Raw genomic sequence first — 15,191 nt, 5'->3', positions numbered from 1 at the left:
ATGCCGTATACCATGCATCCCTTACTTTCTGTATCGCTCCTGACCCTTCTTCTAGTGGCAGGCTGTAGCTCATCCGACAACCAAGCGGATAAAGCAGACGCTAACCCGACCGAAGCAACGCCAGCCCAAAGCGACTCCACCAATTCAGGACCAATCCGGGTTTCACTCACACAGGCCCAATACGACGTCGCAGCCATTCAGCTCGGCCAGCCGGCGTTACGGACGCTTAATACCACGCTCAAAGCAAACGGAACAATCGACGTACCAGCCTCGAATTTGGTTTCGGTGACGGTACCCTTCGGTGGCTACATTCGAAAAATCGACCTGGAGCCGGGCATGAAAGTTCGTAAAGGACAGCCGCTGGTTGTGCTGGAAAACCCCGAGTACATTCAGCTACAACAGGATTATCTGGATACGAAAGCAAAGCTGGAATTCGCCGATCTGGATTATGCCCGTCAGCAGGAACTGAGCCGCGATAACGTAAACGCGCTGAAGCAGTTTCAGCAGGTACGGGCGAACCGGCAGAGTTTGCAGGCGCAGCTGGCCGGGATGGCGCAGCGGTTAGCCATCCTGCACATTAATCCCAGTAAACTCAGCCCGAGTCAGCTGACCCGTCAGGTAACCATTCCGTCGCCGGTCTCGGGCTTTGTAACCAACGTACCGGTCAACAACGGGCGCTTCCTCAACCCATCCGACATCCTGGTCGAGATTACTAACGTTGATCACCTGCACGTCCGGCTCAGTATTTTCGAAAAAGACATCAGCCGGATTCATGCCGGGCAGGTTGTTCACTTCGGCATGGGTGGCGATCCGTCCTTTATCCATCGGGGGGAGATTTTCCTGATTGGCAAGTCCATTGCCGCTGATCGGACTGTTTCCGTACTGGCCCACCCCGATGACTATACTGATGATTTCATTCCAGGTGGCTACGTATCGGCGCTGGTCGATGTACGAACGCAACCCCTGCAAACGCTGCCCGAAGCGGCCGTTGTCAGTTACGGTGGCAAGTCGCTGGTGTACGTCCTGGAGAAGAAGCAGGGCAACCCCGTCAGCTATCAGTTTCAGCAGGTGGAAGTAAAAACGGGCGTTCGGGAAAAGGGCTACGTAGCGGTGACGTTCCCCTCGGCTGTAAACCCCGCCATTACGCCGGTTGTCGTCAATGGCGCGTACAGCTTACTAGCTAAACTTAACAACAGCGAAGAAGAGTAACCATGGCACACATCCCTCCTTACCACCAACCCCACGAAGAACAGCACCTACGCAGCTCGGCCGTAATCTCGGACATTGTCATTGGTATGTCCGACGGGCTCACCGTTCCATTCGCGCTGGCCGCTGGCTTGAGCGGGGCGGTCGCCAGTTCCTCGCTGGTCGTTACCGCCGGAGTTGCTGAGATCGTGGCGGGCTCCATCGCCATGGGCCTAGGTGGCTACCTTGCTGGTCGTACCGAAGTCGATCATTACGAGTCCGAACGCCGACGCGAGGTGGCCGAAGTAGAATCGGTGCCGGAACGGGAGAAGCAGGAAGTACGCGACATATTTGCCGATATGGGACTCAATGCTGCTTTGCAGGAAGCCATTGCCGATGAGCTAGCCAAAGACAAGACCAAATGGGTGGATTTCATGATGAAATATGAGCTGGGGCTCGACGAACCTGATCCCAGACGAGCGACCAAAAGCGCCCTCACCATTGGGCTTTCCTACGTAGTGGGTGGGCTGGTTCCTCTACTTCCCTACCTTATGCTGAGTCATCCGCACGATGCCCTGGTGTATTCCTGCGGACTGACGTTGCTGTGCCTATTCGTCTTCGGCTTTTTCAAAAGTAAAGTCACCGGCCAGCCACCCGTCAGTGGTGCGATCAAAGTAACAATCATTGGTGCAGTAGCGGCCGCGGCTGCTTTCGGGGTGGCCCGCTTTTTCAATGCCTGATCCGCGGTCAGTTTCGTAGCGTTAGCTATAAACAGGAACAATTCACCGACTTTGTCGGTGAATTGTTCCTGTTTATAGCTAACGCTACGAAACTGTGGGGCAAATGTACCAGCCCTATTTGTCCAGCCCGCGCGCGTCCAGTTCTTTGATGACATCGGCCATGGTGCGGAAGCGGTTGGCATCGCCAATCATACTGATGCCCGACATGATCAGGGCAAAGCCTGCCGTGCTGACCCAGAACCAGGGGTCGGCATTCACTTCTTTCAGTTTACTGCCGTGGAGCAACGTAGCTAGTCCACTGCCCAGCAACATCGCACCACTGCCACCAAACAGCCAATATTTCGTAATTAATTTTTTCTCCCGTTCCGTTCTCATCGTCTATGTCATTTATAGACAGAGAACTGCTTTCACAGTATTGAGTTTGCGGGAGTGTCAATTTGGTCTTTTTCTCGGCCTATTTACTCGAAGAAGTAGGTTTATGTCCCAAATTCGAATGTAATTGGCCTAAATAGAAACGTGCGTCCGCCGTAATGAGCCGAACTTTGCTTCCATAATCAAGGACTTCTTTTAGAGAGCTGTAGTGATCAATGGCCAGTACATATTGTGTTGGCCATTTTAGTACATTAATTTCTGTGGAATCGAGGAAAAAATCCTATCAACATTCATCCTTGTATCGCCATGAAACAGTTTCTCGTCTTGGTCTTCGGCTTGTATCTTTTGGCTACTATCAGTCAGGGGCAGGACCTTATCGATCTAGCAAAGCGTATTCCCGTTCCGCGAGATCGGATTGCGCCAAAAGACCTCGCGTCATATTACTTCCCACTGGTGCTATCGCCCGACAGCTCCGTATACGTAGGACTTGATCCATTCATGAACCGACGTTACTCTGAAGTTCTGGCAATTTTAAACGAGCCAGTTCTTTACCGTAACCATTCCGATACGGTCATTTATCGGCTTACCTGGCTGCGCGCCTTTCACCCACCAGTTGTTATTCGCCTGGAAGAATACAAAGGAACCTCTTGGCTTGTCTGGAAGGTGCATGATAAGACGTCCAGTCCTCAACTAATTACCAACCGAAAAAAACTTGATCAAAAAACTTACAATACGTTTACTCAAAAAGTAAGTCGGGCCGCATTCTGGCAGTTATCCACTAATGAAGATGTGCTTGGCTTGGACGGTTCCAGTTGGATACTGGAAGGCAAATTACCTGATCGGTATCATGTCGTCGACCGATTCATGCCGAAGGTTAACAGTACCTACTACCAGTGCTGTAATTTCTTGATTGAATTAACAGGGCTACAATTTTCAGATAGAGAAAAACACTAGCAGACTGTTGCTACGCCAATCGGCTGAAACTGTCTGAAAATTGACGTTTCTTTGCAGGAAACTGCCCGTTCCTGGCTTGAAAGCGCTTTACATCCTCGTATTTGTTGGATTTCTCACTCCTCTGCTGGGTCATGCCCAACCGCTGGGTGGGCAGCGCGTTTTCTCCTTTCTTGATTTACCAACCCACGCCCGCGTAGGAGCCCTCGGCGGGCAGGTTGCCACCGCAACCCGGCCCGATGCTGCATATTACCTCAATAACCCCGCCCTAGCTGATTCGCTGACGACGAATCAACTATCAATCAGCCTGATGCCGTACCTGGCAGCGGCCAAGTACTACACACTCCACTACGGACTTCCCATCCGCTCGGGGGGTAAATGGGCGGTGGGAATGCAATACCTGAGTTATGGACAATTTGACATGACCGACCCGGCGGGAAATACGCTCGGTACGTTCTCGGCCAATGATTACGCCGTCAGCCTAACCCACGCCCGCACCGAAGGTAATTTTACGCTGGGTGCCACAATCAAAGCGGTTGGGTCGGCCATTGAAACGTATTCAGCCTTTGGCGTACTGGCTGATTTTGGTGGTATCTGGCGGCACCCGAAGCAGGAACTGACCTTTGGCCTGGTGGCCAAAAATGTGGGCTACCTCATCCGAAACTATGGCCCGACGGATGCCGAGCTTCCTTTCGATCTTCAGGCGGGGGTTACGGTCAAACCGCGTTACGCCCCCTTTCGACTAACAATAACGGCTCACCATCTGCATCGCTTCGACATAGCGTATAACGATCCAAGCCTGAACGTTCAATATGATCTGAACGGCAATCCCATTCCCAGGACTGTCAGTGTGGGCGAAAAACTGGCCCGGCACCTGAGCGTGGGAGCTGAACTGCTGCTTAGCCGTAACGTTCACCTTCTGCTTGGCTATAACCACCAGAAGCGGCAGGAAGGCAAACTGACTACGGGGGCCGGACTGGCCGGTATTTCATTCGGCGCGTCGGTGCAGGCGCGTGGGTTTCAGTTGACTTATGGCCGGTTTGCGGCTGCCCCCACGGCTGGAACCAGCCAATTATCATTACGTATCGATCTTGACCGGCTCCTGCGCTGAGCCGCTTTTCTTGCTTTTTATGAACCCAGTAATTCTGGCGAAAGCCGCCCGCATAAAACTACTGCTCACCGACTGCGACGGTGTCCTGACCGACGCCGGTGTGTACTACGGCGAAAACGGGGAGATGTTTAAAAGATTCAACATTCGCGATGGCATGGCTGTCGAGCGACTGCGCGAACAGGCGGGTGTCGAAAGCGGCATCGTCACGGGCGAACGATCGCTGTCTGTCGTAACACGAGCCGCCAAACTAAAGATTACAGAGTTGCACCTCGGTGCGAAGGATAAACTTTCGCTGCTGCCCGAGATTCTGGAACGTAACGGCCTGGATGCGTCGGAGGTAGCCTTCATTGGCGACGATGTGAACGACCTGGCGATTTTACAGGCCGTTGGCTTCTCCGCCTGCCCTGCCGATGCGACAAAATTCAACAAAGCCGTGGTCGATTACTGCTGTGAATTGAATGGCGGACAGGGCTGCTTCCGCGAAGTGGCTGAACTGATTATCGAAGCCAAACAGGGGCTCTAGCGACCGTAGCGGCCCGAGACAATCTATTATGATTAAGTGCAAAACCACCAATAGTTTGTAGTATTTCAGACTACCTTTTTTGTCATGCTGACGAAGGAAGCATCTTCGGTAACGAACTTGTTTTGATTACCGAAGATGCTTCCTTCGTCAGCATGACAAAAATAATCTAATGTATCTTCGGTGATCTGCTTACCGGCCGCAGATGCCTTTGTAGTCGCAGTACGTACAGCTATCGAGCTGGTCGGTTTTGCGGAAGGGCGTACCCGTGTCCAGCATCCGTAAAATCAGTTCCTGTAGCAGTTCCTCGGATTCAACGATGTACTGTTCATCGTCGGCCCCGAACGAGACAGGATTGGTTTTGAAACCGCCACTCACGTCGCGGAAGGAGTAAAAACCCGCTTCGACGGGAAGGTTATTGATCGGGTATATTTGTTTGCGGGCTTTGTCGCGGGGCAAACCGCCGTGCTCACGGATATTTTTCAGAGCCAGGTAGCGGTACAGCCAGAGCTGACGCATCTTATCTTCCTTACCGTTGTGGCGAAGCGCTTCTTTTAGTCCCTCAGTATCTTTTATGCTTTTGAGATCGACCTTTCCCGTTTTATAATCGACAATCCGGATTTTGTTCCCTAGTCGCTCGATTCGGTCGATTTTACCAGCAACCCGAACCTTGACCGAATCGTCAATACCGAGCGGAATCGTCAGCCAGGTTTCCAGGGTTTGTTCGGTACCGATCACGATCAGATCCGTTAGTTCGCGCTGCTGCCGCTGGAAGTCAAGCATTAATCGGTGAGCCATGTCGTAGAGCAGCAGGTTCATACCCGACTCCACGACGCGGCCTTTCATCGTATTCGTAAACTCTTCTTTCAGCAGCCGGACAACGTCTTCTTCTTCAACAGGCTTCCCTTCCAGACGATATTCCTTATCCAGCCGTTCCAGCACAGTGTGCAGCCAGTTACCGAGGTCGGCCGAGCCCATTTTCTCCTCCACTTCTTCCTCTTCGCTGATTTTCACGATCTGACTGAAGTAGAACCGCATGGAACAGCTGATAAACTGATTCAACTGCGAGGGATACAGACCCGTTTTTTTCAGCCGCTCCAGCAGCCGTTCGCGGATGGCCTCGGTTTTCGGGATGGTTAGCTCAGTTATGTCGGCAATATGACTCTGGCCGGGCCGCCCGAAACGGACCGTCGGTTTACTCAGGCTGATTCGGCCTTTCGATTGCGGAACAAGCTCATGTTCTAACTGGCGCACAAACCTGCTGACTTCACCCCGACTACTGCCGTAAGCGTCAGTCGAAGTAGTATGCAGCAGCACAATGTCCGACGCCCGCTGAAGCAGCCGGTAAAAGTGATACGCCATTACGGCTTCCTGCTCGCGGTACGTTGGCAGGTGCAATTCCGACGCAATGTCGAACGGAATCAGGGAGTTCTGCTTCCGGGACTGCGGCAGGGTACCTTCGTTGACCGACAGAATTATGACCCGGTCAAAGTCCAGCGCCCGGGTTTCAAGCATCCCCATCACCTGCAACTGGCTGTTACCCTCGCTGGTAAACGGGATACTCGTCTGCCGGATCAATTCGTACAGAAACTGCCGGAAGCTTTTCACCGTAACGGGCGTATGATTTTTGTCCAGCGCCTGGCGTTCGAGCGTAGTTTCCAGCTGTTTGAGCTGGGTATGAAATAGATACAGGTATTCGATCTCGATCGCGTCCTGACTCTGACGGTACACCTCCCGGAGCTGTTCGATCAGTTCGTAGAACGTACGAATGGCTTTGGTCGGATCGTCGTTGGGCCAGCGCGTGAATAGTATTCGGATCAGCGGATCGTCGGTTCCGTCTTCGGTCTGACTCAACCCCCGCAAATCCTTCTCGGTTAGATACACGAGCTGATCCGTAACGATCTTCTTGGCAATCCATTGAAACAGCGGCTCGGGTGGCTCTACCACACCGTTATCCCGCATTCCACCCGGCCACATCAGCCCGTTGATCCGCTCATATTGCTTCACGAACGGGTGATTGAGCACTTTCACAACATGGCGATGGTGGAACTTTGGAATCCGCAGATCGCGCCCATCTTTCGTCCGGAACTCATGCACCGTCCGCTGCATCTCGAACAACGTATCAACCAGTGTGAACAGCAGCGAACTCCGCAACGACAGACCCATCGTTACGTTCAGATCGGTTACGCTCTCATCGAGCGCGTACAGCATCGGCACCAGCAGCGTCTCATCCGCTAGCACAATCGCCGTACGGGTGGGCTTTGGGCGCGGGGCAGAGGGGTTGGGCGTGGGGAGTGCGTCAAAAAGAGAAAGTTGACCGAATTGAGCGCGGGGCGCGGTTGACATATATTCGTCGACAACGCTATGATCAACACGCTCATTCTCATACTCTATAACCTCAAGCCCCAAGTCCTCAGCCCTTAACCCCATACCCTCCGCCCCTAACCCCTCGCTTTTCCATTCCCCGTATAGCTTTCCCGCTACTTTCGTCTGCATACTGGCGTTGGGAACGCCAATGACACGAATACGTTTGTCAGTACCGAGGAGGTTATTGGACAGTTGCTGGAGGTCGGCGCGGTTCTCTCGGGAGAAAAGCCAGCCGTTTTTCTGGTATCGCCGTAAAAACTCCCCCGCTTCCTGCTGAGGATTCTCGACGTAGTACTGGTCAGCGTCCCAGAACAGTTCGGCCTTTTGGGCCTCAACCAGCACACGGATGATTTGTTCTTCGGCGCGGCTTAGGGCGTTGAAGCCCACGAAATAGACTTTCTCGTAAGCCAGGTTATCTCGAATCAACGTATCGACCTGCTCGGCCAGCAGCCGGTACGCCATTCCTCGGTACGCCAGTCCCTGATCAATCAGTCGGTTGCGCAGATTCGTGTACGTAACGTGCAGGTTTTCGAATAACTTGAAATAACGGGCCGTGCCGGGTGTTTCGGTGATTGCTTTGGCTGAGGGCGGCAGATCCGGCTGCCAGCGTTCAATGGCTTTGGCAGCAGTCAGGTACGAAAACAGTTCGCTGGGATTGATTAGATACTGATCGATCCGGTCGAAGTCGGCCAGCAGCACCGAAGCCCAGCCGATAAATTGCTCGAACTCAACCAGCGGATCGATCTCCCGAAATACGTCGTATAACTCGAATAACAGACTTACCGAGTCAATCAGTTGCAGCCCTGATGCCTGGGTAATAAAATCATCAACGGCCAGCGCATGTGGGGCCAGAAACGGCCGGTCGGACTGCATGGCCAGTTCGTCCAGAAAAACCGACACCGCCCGGCGGGTGGGCAGGATTACCCAGACATCACTCAGGCTGGGGCCGTGGGCGTCAAAAATTCGTTGAGCGGTTTGTTGGAGAAAAGTCATTTAGTACTTGGACGGCGCTACTAAGCAAAGTCGGATAGTAAAGATACAGTTCCCCGCTCGACCATCAGCACCATTCAGAGTAGTTTTAATGCATTCGATCGCCCCGGACGGTCATGGTCAACAGAATTTCAGCTTCGGCGGCCAGAAACTCCTTCCAGCGCTCGCGCACCCGCGTGGCGGGTACGTACGTTTCGGCCAGTTCGATAAAGGCCCGATAGTGCCCCGCTTCCGACACCATCAGTTCGTGATAGAATTTGCGTAACCCCTCATCGGTTATATGCTCAGACAGCAGTTTAAACCGTTCGCAGCTTCGGGCTTCGATCAGCGCGTTCATCAGGAGGTTATCCATGAGCTGCTCGTTTTGGTCACCGATCGACCGGCGCAGCCTGGTCCGCAGCAGGTTGACGTACTCGTCCTTACGCTGGCGTCCGAGAGGAATATTCCGTTTGCGAAGTTCCTTGAGCACCCGCTGAAAATGGCCCCACTCCTCGGCCACAATAGGCGTCAGCGTCTCGACGATCTCAACTTTATCGGCATACATGACAATGAGCGAAATACAGGAAGACGCGGCTTTCTGCTCGCAGTACGCGTGATCAATCAGTATGTCGCCGATGTTCATTTCGGCAATATTGACCCAGCGCGGGTCGGTCGGCAATTCTAAGCCCAGGGTAGTAAGCGACATAGGACGTTCGGCCTTTTTTAGTCAAAGATAATACCTCACCAACAAATCAACTCAATGCCGTTTTTTGGTGTTAGAGAGGTAGTAACTGTCATTAAATTAGTAACATTTCGACGGCTGACACATATTTTCTGCCTTAACGATTTATGCGTTTATCCATCCTGCTTTTCTTTGTTCTTGGTAGTCTGTTTATCAGTTGCAACTCCCAACCGGAGAGACCCCGGGTGATGGACGTTCGACCGGTTACGTTGCCGACGGCCCGGCCCGGCGAAGCCGTCGCTACGTTTGCGGGCGGCTGTTTCTGGTCCATGCAGGAGGAGATGAGTTTGTTAAAGGGCGTCCGGCAGGTCGTGTCTGGCTACGCGGGGGGCGAGGTCGAGAAGCCCACCTACGAGCAGGTTAGCTCCGACGAAACGGGTCATGCCGAAGCCATTCAGGTGTACTATGACCCGAAGGTACTCCCCTACGACAAACTGCTCGACGCTTTTTTTGCGGCCCACGACGGAACAACGCTGAACCGGCAGGGTCCAGACATCGGCAAGCATTATCGCTCGATTGCTTTCTACCGGACACCCACCGAGAAAACACAGATCGAAGCAGCCATCCGGCGCGAAGATGCATCCGATCATCACCAGGACCCGATCGTTACGCAGGTCGTCGCTTTCGATGCCTTCTACCCCGCCGAAGGCTATCACCAGAATTATTACCGCGAGAATCCGTACAACATGTACATAGCTACCGTCTGCCGCAAGAAGGTGGGCAAATTCAAGGATCGCATGAGCGATTACCTGAAAGAAGATGCGGACTAAGACAAGGGCTGGGGCGGTGGCGTTCCGCTACCGGCAGGTCTGGAGTTGCTGACGGGTAAAGGCACAAACTCGGTGTTGTCGTTGGGCGGCAGCGCGATACGTCCCGCCAGCCAGTCAGCTTTAGCTTCTTCAATGCGTTCGGGCCGCGACGAAACAAAGTTCCACCAGATAAAGCGCTCACCCAGCGGTTCGCCACCCAGCAGCATAATCGTGCTCATTTCGCGGGCAGTTAGTACCGGGTCAATACAGGGCGTAAACACAATCAACTGACCAACGCCGTACGTACGTCCGCTCACCTCTACGCTGCCCTTGGCTACGTAAGCCCCCCGCTCCGGATAACCCAGCGGCAGCCCAAAGCGAGTCCCCGGCTGTAGAACCAGATGGACGTAAAACATCGGGGAGTGCGTTTTCACGTCGTTACGTAGGCCAAAAGCATCGCCCGCAATGAGTCGCAGCCAGACACCCTTATCGGTGAAGATTGGTAGTTCGTGCGGCTGGTAATTGTCGAAAGCCGGAGCGCTCTCTTCGTCTTCCTTCGGCAGGGCGACCCAGGTCTGAATCATCTCCAGTGATCCACCAACTAGCGTTGCCGGGTCTTCGAATCGTTCGGAATGGGCAATGCCACGTCCCGCCGTCATCCAGTTCACTTCGCCCGGCCGGATGATCTGCTGCACACCCAGGCTGTCCCGGTGCGTGACCTGTCCATCAAACAGATAGCTTACGGTGGATAGGCCAATGTGCGGATGGGGCAATACGTCCATGTCGCTCACCTGATCGGGTGTCCAGTTCACCGGACCGGCATGATCCATAAAAATGAACGGCCCCAGCATACGCCGAAGCCGATACGGCAGAATACGCCGGACGTTGAAGCCATTTCCCAGCGACGCAGGCCGGGCATCAATGATAGAATCGATCATAACACAAACGATCAGGAAACGCGACAAAACCGGTCAAATAACCCGCCCGCAGAGAAAGCGGTTCACCTCACTGTGACAGGCTATAGCCAAATTTGTGCTGGCTGTCATAAGCCAGGCCGAGCCCCACGCTGGACAGCTTATTTTCTTCGGCCAGCGCTGCGTTCGGGAAGAGCTGCCGAAACGCTTTTTTTACGGAGTAAACTTCGGTTGAGCCACCCGTCATAATAACCAGGTCAATCGCTTGGTTGCTGACACCCGCTTCCCGCAGACACTGCCGGGCCGACTCGATTATCGTATCGACTTCCTGCTGAATAGCCTGCTCGAACAAGTCGCGTTTGATAGGAATGGAAAATCCATCCTCCAGAAACTCGAGCGCTGTGCTATATTCTTCCCGATCGGTAAGGGCAATTTTTGCCTCTTCGGCAGCCGCCAGCAGCGAGTGGCCGGTTTCCTTTTCCAGTACGTCCAGCAGCCGTCTGAAGCGCGGCTTGTCGTGCGACTCGTGGAGGAGCAGCCGAATCTGGGAGATCAGTCTGGGGGTATACAGGAGATTAACCTTACTCCACTCCGCCAGATCCTGATACGGTTTGATGGGCACCTCCAGTCCTTTGTCGCCGTAGGTAGACCGGTAGCCCAGTTCGGGCATGATAGCCGCCAGACTCAACTCCTTGTCGAAATCATTCCCACCGACCCGAACGCCGGTATTCGCCAGAATATCCGACGAACGATCGGCTTTGTTGATGTATTGATTCGACAGTCTGATCACCGTGAAATCTGACGTACCGCCCCCCAAATCGACAACGATGGCCAGCTTCTCACCCTGGATGCGGGTTTCATGCGCAAAGGCAGCCGCGATAGGTTCGAACTGAAACTCAATATTTTTGAAACCAATCCGCTGCGCAATCGCTTTCAGCTCGGTCTGGGCCTGGGCATCGGCCTGCGGATTGTTATCGACGAAATGAACGGGGCGTCCCATCACGACCTGTTCGATGGACTGACCAGCTACAGTATCTGCTTCATCCTTAATGTGCCGCAGGAACGACGTAATAATGGTTGGAAAATTCATGGCCGCCCCGTTCACAACGGTGCCCTGCTTCATCAGCGATGTCCCCAGCACCCGCTTCAGACTTCGCATAAACCGACCCGGCTGACGATCCAGAAACAGCTCAATAGCTACGCGGCCATAGAACGATTTGTTGTCGACCTGTCGAAAAAAAATAGCGCTTGGAATCGTAACGCTGTTTTGCTCAACCGGTATCAAACTTACCTGCCCATCACTGGCAATAGCGATGCTTGAATTTGATGTTCCAAAATCGATTCCACAAGAAACTACTGCCATGCTTGTACTTACTCCAATGTAGTTCTTTGGCGCTATTTATTGGTCCAAAACTGCCAACGAACGCTGATAATTTTCCGTAAAAAGGGCGCAAATCTACGCGTAAAAAATGACTTTGTTACGTGTACATCAGCTATACTTTATCGCCGATAATCGATACACGGCCAGCTTATTTTACGGGTCAGGGCAACTAATGGCTGTTTTAACACAATGAATGCAGAAAATGTAACGCAAGAGGGCTGGCCGATTAATCGGCCAGCCCTCTTGCGTTACATTTTCTTTCTGGTTATTTGAACGCTTCTCGCAACCGAACAGCGGCAAGTTCCTGCGCATTCTGAGCTCCCCGTTCAACCGCGTAGGTGCCAAAAAACTCATGGGTCACGCCTGGAAAGAGTTGATACGCCACCGATACACCCTGCGACGTAAGTTTGTCGCGCAGTTGCATGCCTTCGCTTTGCAGCGGATCGATTTCGGCACCGATGATCGTGGTTGGTGGCAGGCCACGTAAATCCGCCACGTCAACCAGCGAAATGTATGGGCTGTCACCATCCGCCATGGTACGGAAATATTTGTCCACAAACCACTCGATCAGCGGCCGGTTTAACGGCATGGCGTTGGCGTACTTGATGTACGACGGTGTATTCAGATCGTTGTTGGCTACCGGATAGACCGACAGAATGTGGATCGGCACTGCCAAACCACGATCGCGGGCCATCATGCTAACCGCAACGGCCATATTCCCCCCGGCGCTCTCGCCCGCAATGGCCACTTTGTTTGGGTTGCCCCCAATCGATGCTACGTTTTCCTTAACCCATTTGTAAGCGGCATACGAATCTTCGTGCGCCGTGGGAAATTTGAATTCAGGAGCCAGCCGGTAGTCGACCGATACCACCACAGCGCCCGTGTTCTGAGCAAGCGCCACCGTTGATGGTTCGTAAAGCTCTGGGTTGGCGATAACCCAGCCACCACCGTGCATGTATACGATAACCGGTGCCGAACTGGACGCACCCGCTGGCGTGTAGATTACTACCCGGATTGGCGCCCCGTTAAAACCAGGAATGTTCCGTTGGGTACGGCTCACATTTGGTACGGGTGGCGTAATCTTGTTTTTGTCCAGCAGGGAGTTAACCGCGTCTTTCACGAATGGCTTCGTGCGAGCCTCCTGTGGCGTTAGTTGGTTGATGGGGACAGGGCTAAGGCGGCCAAGTTCTTCAACAATGGCCAGATTCTGGGGACTGATGTCCGGTGCATAAGCGGGTGCTGGCCCCGTTGGCCGAATGGCAGTTTGCCCAGGTAATGGGACTTTGTGGTCCTGGCAAGCGGAGAGTGCTATGACAGCAAATACAGCGGCAGCTACCTTCAGTTTAGCCTGACTTAACTTTGTGCTAAAGTTCACGTGTTTCATAAACGTTATTTTCAGCAACTACCTATTTGCCCGACTGATAGTTTTTGGAAAAGTGAGCGCTAGTCCCATAGTCTCACTATTTGGCTTTTTGTTCCAATCGCAAAACAGCATAGCTCGTACTATCCATCTAACTATCAGCCAGTTTAAGTAAACTTTCCGTTCAATAGATATACTAGACTACAAACAAGTTTTACTAGTCAATACATCCCCTACCAGGCTTTGCGGAGGCTGACAAATCCCCCGGTGGAGATTGGGAGTAACTGACCACGATCCAACGACAACGACGTAGTGAGGAAGGTCGATGCCCGCCGATCTAGTGGCCAGCGAGCCGATAAAAGCGACGAAAACTGGTAGAACCGCTCCGAGAAATACTGGCTGTATGTACCGAAGTTTCGACTGTATGATAACCTGGCCGTCAACGTTGGCCCTCTGCGAAAGGCCCCTTCTCCCCCAACATACCACGCCACAAGGCGATTATTCGGAAAGAAGCTTCCACCTTCTCCAACCGCTTTGGTAGATAGTTCGTTGTAGGGGGCGATAAACGGTGTGCCGATAGTTCGTCCTTGGTAGCTCCATCCTTCGCGGTACTGACTGTGGTTGAAATAGTTATCGGCGCCCTGGTAGCGGGCCGCCTGATCAAACGTCGGGCCGCTCTGGTTCGTCGTAATCAGTCCCTCGGCAAGCAGTCGTTTTATCTGAAACCGGTTCTTCAGCGGCCGTCTATTCAAATAGCGTAGACCGGTCAGGCCATCGGGTACGTTCTGGAAGGCCAGCCCGGATGCGTCTTCGTAGATATGCTGGTGGTAGAGCAGCCAGTTCTGGGTATCCCCCCGCCACTCCACCGAAAAATCGTAGCTGCCCAAATGATTTCCGATACGGTTTGTCCCATCAAAATCAGTGTACCGATCATTCTGCACATCATCGGGATAGTAGCCAGTAATCATTAGCAGATAATCCCGAAACGTGGTAGTCAGTTTACCATTGACCGCTAGTGACGTACCGATTAAGTAATCCGCCCGACCACCCCATTGTACCTGGTGATTTAGCCCGCCCGTTACGTGCAGCCGCCAGTTGGGTTTCCCCAGCCGGACGTAAAGGTATTTCTGGTGCATGTAGCTGTTCTTGATGTACGTATTGATCAGCCAGCCGTGCGCGTAGCCCGCCCGAAATGCGATCAGGTTTTTCGTAAATCCCAGCGACACGAAATCGGGCGTATGCAACTGGACTTTGGGAAACGGCAGCGCATTTCCCGACCAGGCCACAAAACCCGAAGTCAGGGTTGTATCGCCCAGCCCAACAACCTCCCGCCGGTTACCCGCGTATAATTCTACGGCCCCCAGTCGTATTTTGGCGTAAGCATCCGGCAGAAACAGGCGAGCGGAGTTATAATAAGAAAGCGGGACGCTATTGGCAACGACGTTCAGGCCGAATCCCCAGTCGAAACGGGAAGCCCGGCGGTTGAGTGTATCTTGATGGTGTTTGTAGTCCTTTGTAGCTCCCAAACGTAACGTAGCCAGCGATCCTTGCAGCGGCACCGTACCGTATTGGTTTGCCCGCAACCAGAAGGGCGTTTGCGCGGAGTTGGTTGCGAAACCTCCCAACTCGGCATTATAGTGAATTGGTTTCGTTGATTGAGCCCGTAATGGCAACGTCAGCAGACAGCCTAAGCTGATAAATAGAATCTGGCGTGTGGTACCCGGTAAACTCAGCACGATAGTTAAGTAAAAAACCGCATAAAGATAGGCGACAGAACAGAAAGGCTAGCCTTGTCCTTCTGGAAGAACTATCTACTGGAGCTCTGCTCGT

The 15,191-nt window shown here is 53.1% G+C and carries 13 protein-coding genes; 6 read left to right on the top strand and 7 right to left on the bottom strand.

Features of this window, described 5'->3' with window-relative positions:
- Positions 1–12: 12 nt before the first annotated feature.
- Together ACYVAD_RS17665 and ACYVAD_RS17660 are read left to right on the top strand one after the other, a co-directional pair.
- Positions 13–1,209: an efflux RND transporter periplasmic adaptor subunit gene (locus tag ACYVAD_RS17665; protein WP_461140843.1), complete on the top strand. Its 1,197-nt coding sequence runs from the start codon at positions 13–15 to the stop codon at positions 1,207–1,209.
- A gap of 2 nt (positions 1,210–1,211) precedes the next feature.
- Positions 1,212–1,925, top strand: a complete 714-nt coding sequence (locus ACYVAD_RS17660) for a VIT1/CCC1 transporter family protein (protein WP_461140842.1) — start codon at positions 1,212–1,214, stop codon at positions 1,923–1,925.
- 114 nt (positions 1,926–2,039) lie between these two features.
- Here ACYVAD_RS17660 and ACYVAD_RS17655 read toward each other — a convergent pair whose 3' ends face one another.
- On the bottom strand, positions 2,040–2,300 hold the full coding sequence (locus ACYVAD_RS17655) for a hypothetical protein (RefSeq protein ID WP_461140841.1): 261 nt from the start codon (positions 2,298–2,300) through the stop codon (positions 2,040–2,042).
- Between the two features lie 303 nt (positions 2,301–2,603).
- Between ACYVAD_RS17655 and ACYVAD_RS17650 the strand changes: the two genes are divergently transcribed.
- From ACYVAD_RS17650 to ACYVAD_RS17640, 3 genes are all read left to right on the top strand, one after another.
- Positions 2,604–3,251 (top strand): hypothetical protein, encoded by a 648-nt coding sequence (locus ACYVAD_RS17650; protein ID WP_461140840.1) that lies wholly within the window; start codon positions 2,604–2,606, stop codon positions 3,249–3,251.
- Between the two features lie 76 nt (positions 3,252–3,327).
- The gene (gene porQ / locus ACYVAD_RS17645; protein WP_461140839.1) at positions 3,328–4,359 is read left to right on the top strand and encodes a type IX secretion system protein PorQ; all 1,032 of its coding nucleotides are present in this window, start codon (positions 3,328–3,330) and stop codon (positions 4,357–4,359) included.
- A gap of 19 nt (positions 4,360–4,378) precedes the next feature.
- A complete protein-coding gene (locus ACYVAD_RS17640) occupies positions 4,379–4,882 on the top strand; it encodes a KdsC family phosphatase (RefSeq protein WP_461140838.1) in 504 nt (167 codons plus the stop codon).
- 189 nt (positions 4,883–5,071) lie between these two features.
- On the opposite strand, the gene ACYVAD_RS17635 is transcribed toward ACYVAD_RS17640, so the two are convergent.
- A complete protein-coding gene (locus ACYVAD_RS17635; protein ID WP_461140837.1) occupies positions 5,072–8,239 on the bottom strand; it encodes a PD-(D/E)XK nuclease family protein in 3,168 nt (1,055 codons plus the stop codon).
- Between the two features lie 85 nt (positions 8,240–8,324).
- Complete coding sequence (locus ACYVAD_RS17630) at positions 8,325–8,921, bottom strand: MiaE family protein (protein ID WP_461140836.1); 597 nt, start codon at positions 8,919–8,921, stop codon at positions 8,325–8,327.
- 143 nt (positions 8,922–9,064) lie between these two features.
- Between ACYVAD_RS17630 and msrA the strand changes: the two genes are divergently transcribed.
- Positions 9,065–9,727 carry a peptide-methionine (S)-S-oxide reductase MsrA gene (gene msrA / locus ACYVAD_RS17625; RefSeq protein ID WP_461140835.1) on the top strand — a complete coding sequence of 221 codons (663 nt, stop codon included), beginning with the start codon at positions 9,065–9,067 and terminating at the stop codon, positions 9,725–9,727.
- Here the strand turns inward: msrA and ACYVAD_RS17620 are convergent.
- From ACYVAD_RS17620 to ACYVAD_RS17605, 4 genes are all read right to left on the bottom strand, one after another.
- The gene (locus ACYVAD_RS17620) at positions 9,724–10,644 is read right to left on the bottom strand and encodes a pirin family protein (protein ID WP_461140834.1); all 921 of its coding nucleotides are present in this window, start codon (positions 10,642–10,644) and stop codon (positions 9,724–9,726) included. The two genes, msrA and ACYVAD_RS17620, sit on opposite strands and share 4 nt — an antisense overlap.
- Before the next feature lie 67 nt (positions 10,645–10,711).
- Positions 10,712–11,983: an Hsp70 family protein gene (locus tag ACYVAD_RS17615; protein ID WP_461140833.1), complete on the bottom strand. Its 1,272-nt coding sequence runs from the start codon at positions 11,981–11,983 to the stop codon at positions 10,712–10,714.
- Between the two features lie 283 nt (positions 11,984–12,266).
- Entirely contained in the window at positions 12,267–13,385 is a 1,119-nt protein-coding gene (locus ACYVAD_RS17610) for an alpha/beta hydrolase (protein WP_461140832.1), read from the bottom strand.
- A 209-nt stretch (positions 13,386–13,594) separates the two neighbouring features.
- Positions 13,595–15,097 carry a capsule assembly Wzi family protein gene (locus ACYVAD_RS17605; protein WP_461140831.1) on the bottom strand — a complete coding sequence of 501 codons (1,503 nt, stop codon included), beginning with the start codon at positions 15,095–15,097 and terminating at the stop codon, positions 13,595–13,597.
- Between the last annotated feature and the right edge of the window lie 94 nt (positions 15,098–15,191).

It is taken from the genome of Spirosoma pomorum, from assembly GCF_054776615.1.
Note: the sequence above shows the minus strand (reverse complement) of the source record. Positions and strands in the feature narration are given on the sequence as shown.

Bases quoted from the DNA above. Each gene is read 5' to 3' on its own strand.
- ACYVAD_RS17660 (WP_461140842.1), top strand. From the start codon at position 1,212: ATGGCACACATCCCTCCTTACCACCAACCCCACGAAGAACAGCACCTA.
- ACYVAD_RS17615 (WP_461140833.1), bottom strand. From the start codon at position 11,983: ATGGCAGTAGTTTCTTGTGGAATCGATTTTGGAACATCAAATTCAAGC.
- ACYVAD_RS17665 (WP_461140843.1), top strand. From the start codon at position 13: ATGCATCCCTTACTTTCTGTATCGCTCCTGACCCTTCTTCTAGTGGCA.
- ACYVAD_RS17650 (WP_461140840.1), top strand. From the start codon at position 2,604: ATGAAACAGTTTCTCGTCTTGGTCTTCGGCTTGTATCTTTTGGCTACT.
- ACYVAD_RS17655 (WP_461140841.1), bottom strand. From the start codon at position 2,300: ATGAGAACGGAACGGGAGAAAAAATTAATTACGAAATATTGGCTGTTT.
- ACYVAD_RS17610 (WP_461140832.1), bottom strand. From the start codon at position 13,385: ATGAAACACGTGAACTTTAGCACAAAGTTAAGTCAGGCTAAACTGAAG.
- ACYVAD_RS17620 (WP_461140834.1), bottom strand. From the start codon at position 10,644: ATGATCGATTCTATCATTGATGCCCGGCCTGCGTCGCTGGGAAATGGC.
- ACYVAD_RS17630 (WP_461140836.1), bottom strand. From the start codon at position 8,921: ATGTCGCTTACTACCCTGGGCTTAGAATTGCCGACCGACCCGCGCTGG.
- msrA (WP_461140835.1), top strand. From the start codon at position 9,065: ATGCGTTTATCCATCCTGCTTTTCTTTGTTCTTGGTAGTCTGTTTATC.
- ACYVAD_RS17640 (WP_461140838.1), top strand. From the start codon at position 4,379: ATGAACCCAGTAATTCTGGCGAAAGCCGCCCGCATAAAACTACTGCTC.
- ACYVAD_RS17635 (WP_461140837.1), bottom strand. From the start codon at position 8,239: ATGACTTTTCTCCAACAAACCGCTCAACGAATTTTTGACGCCCACGGC.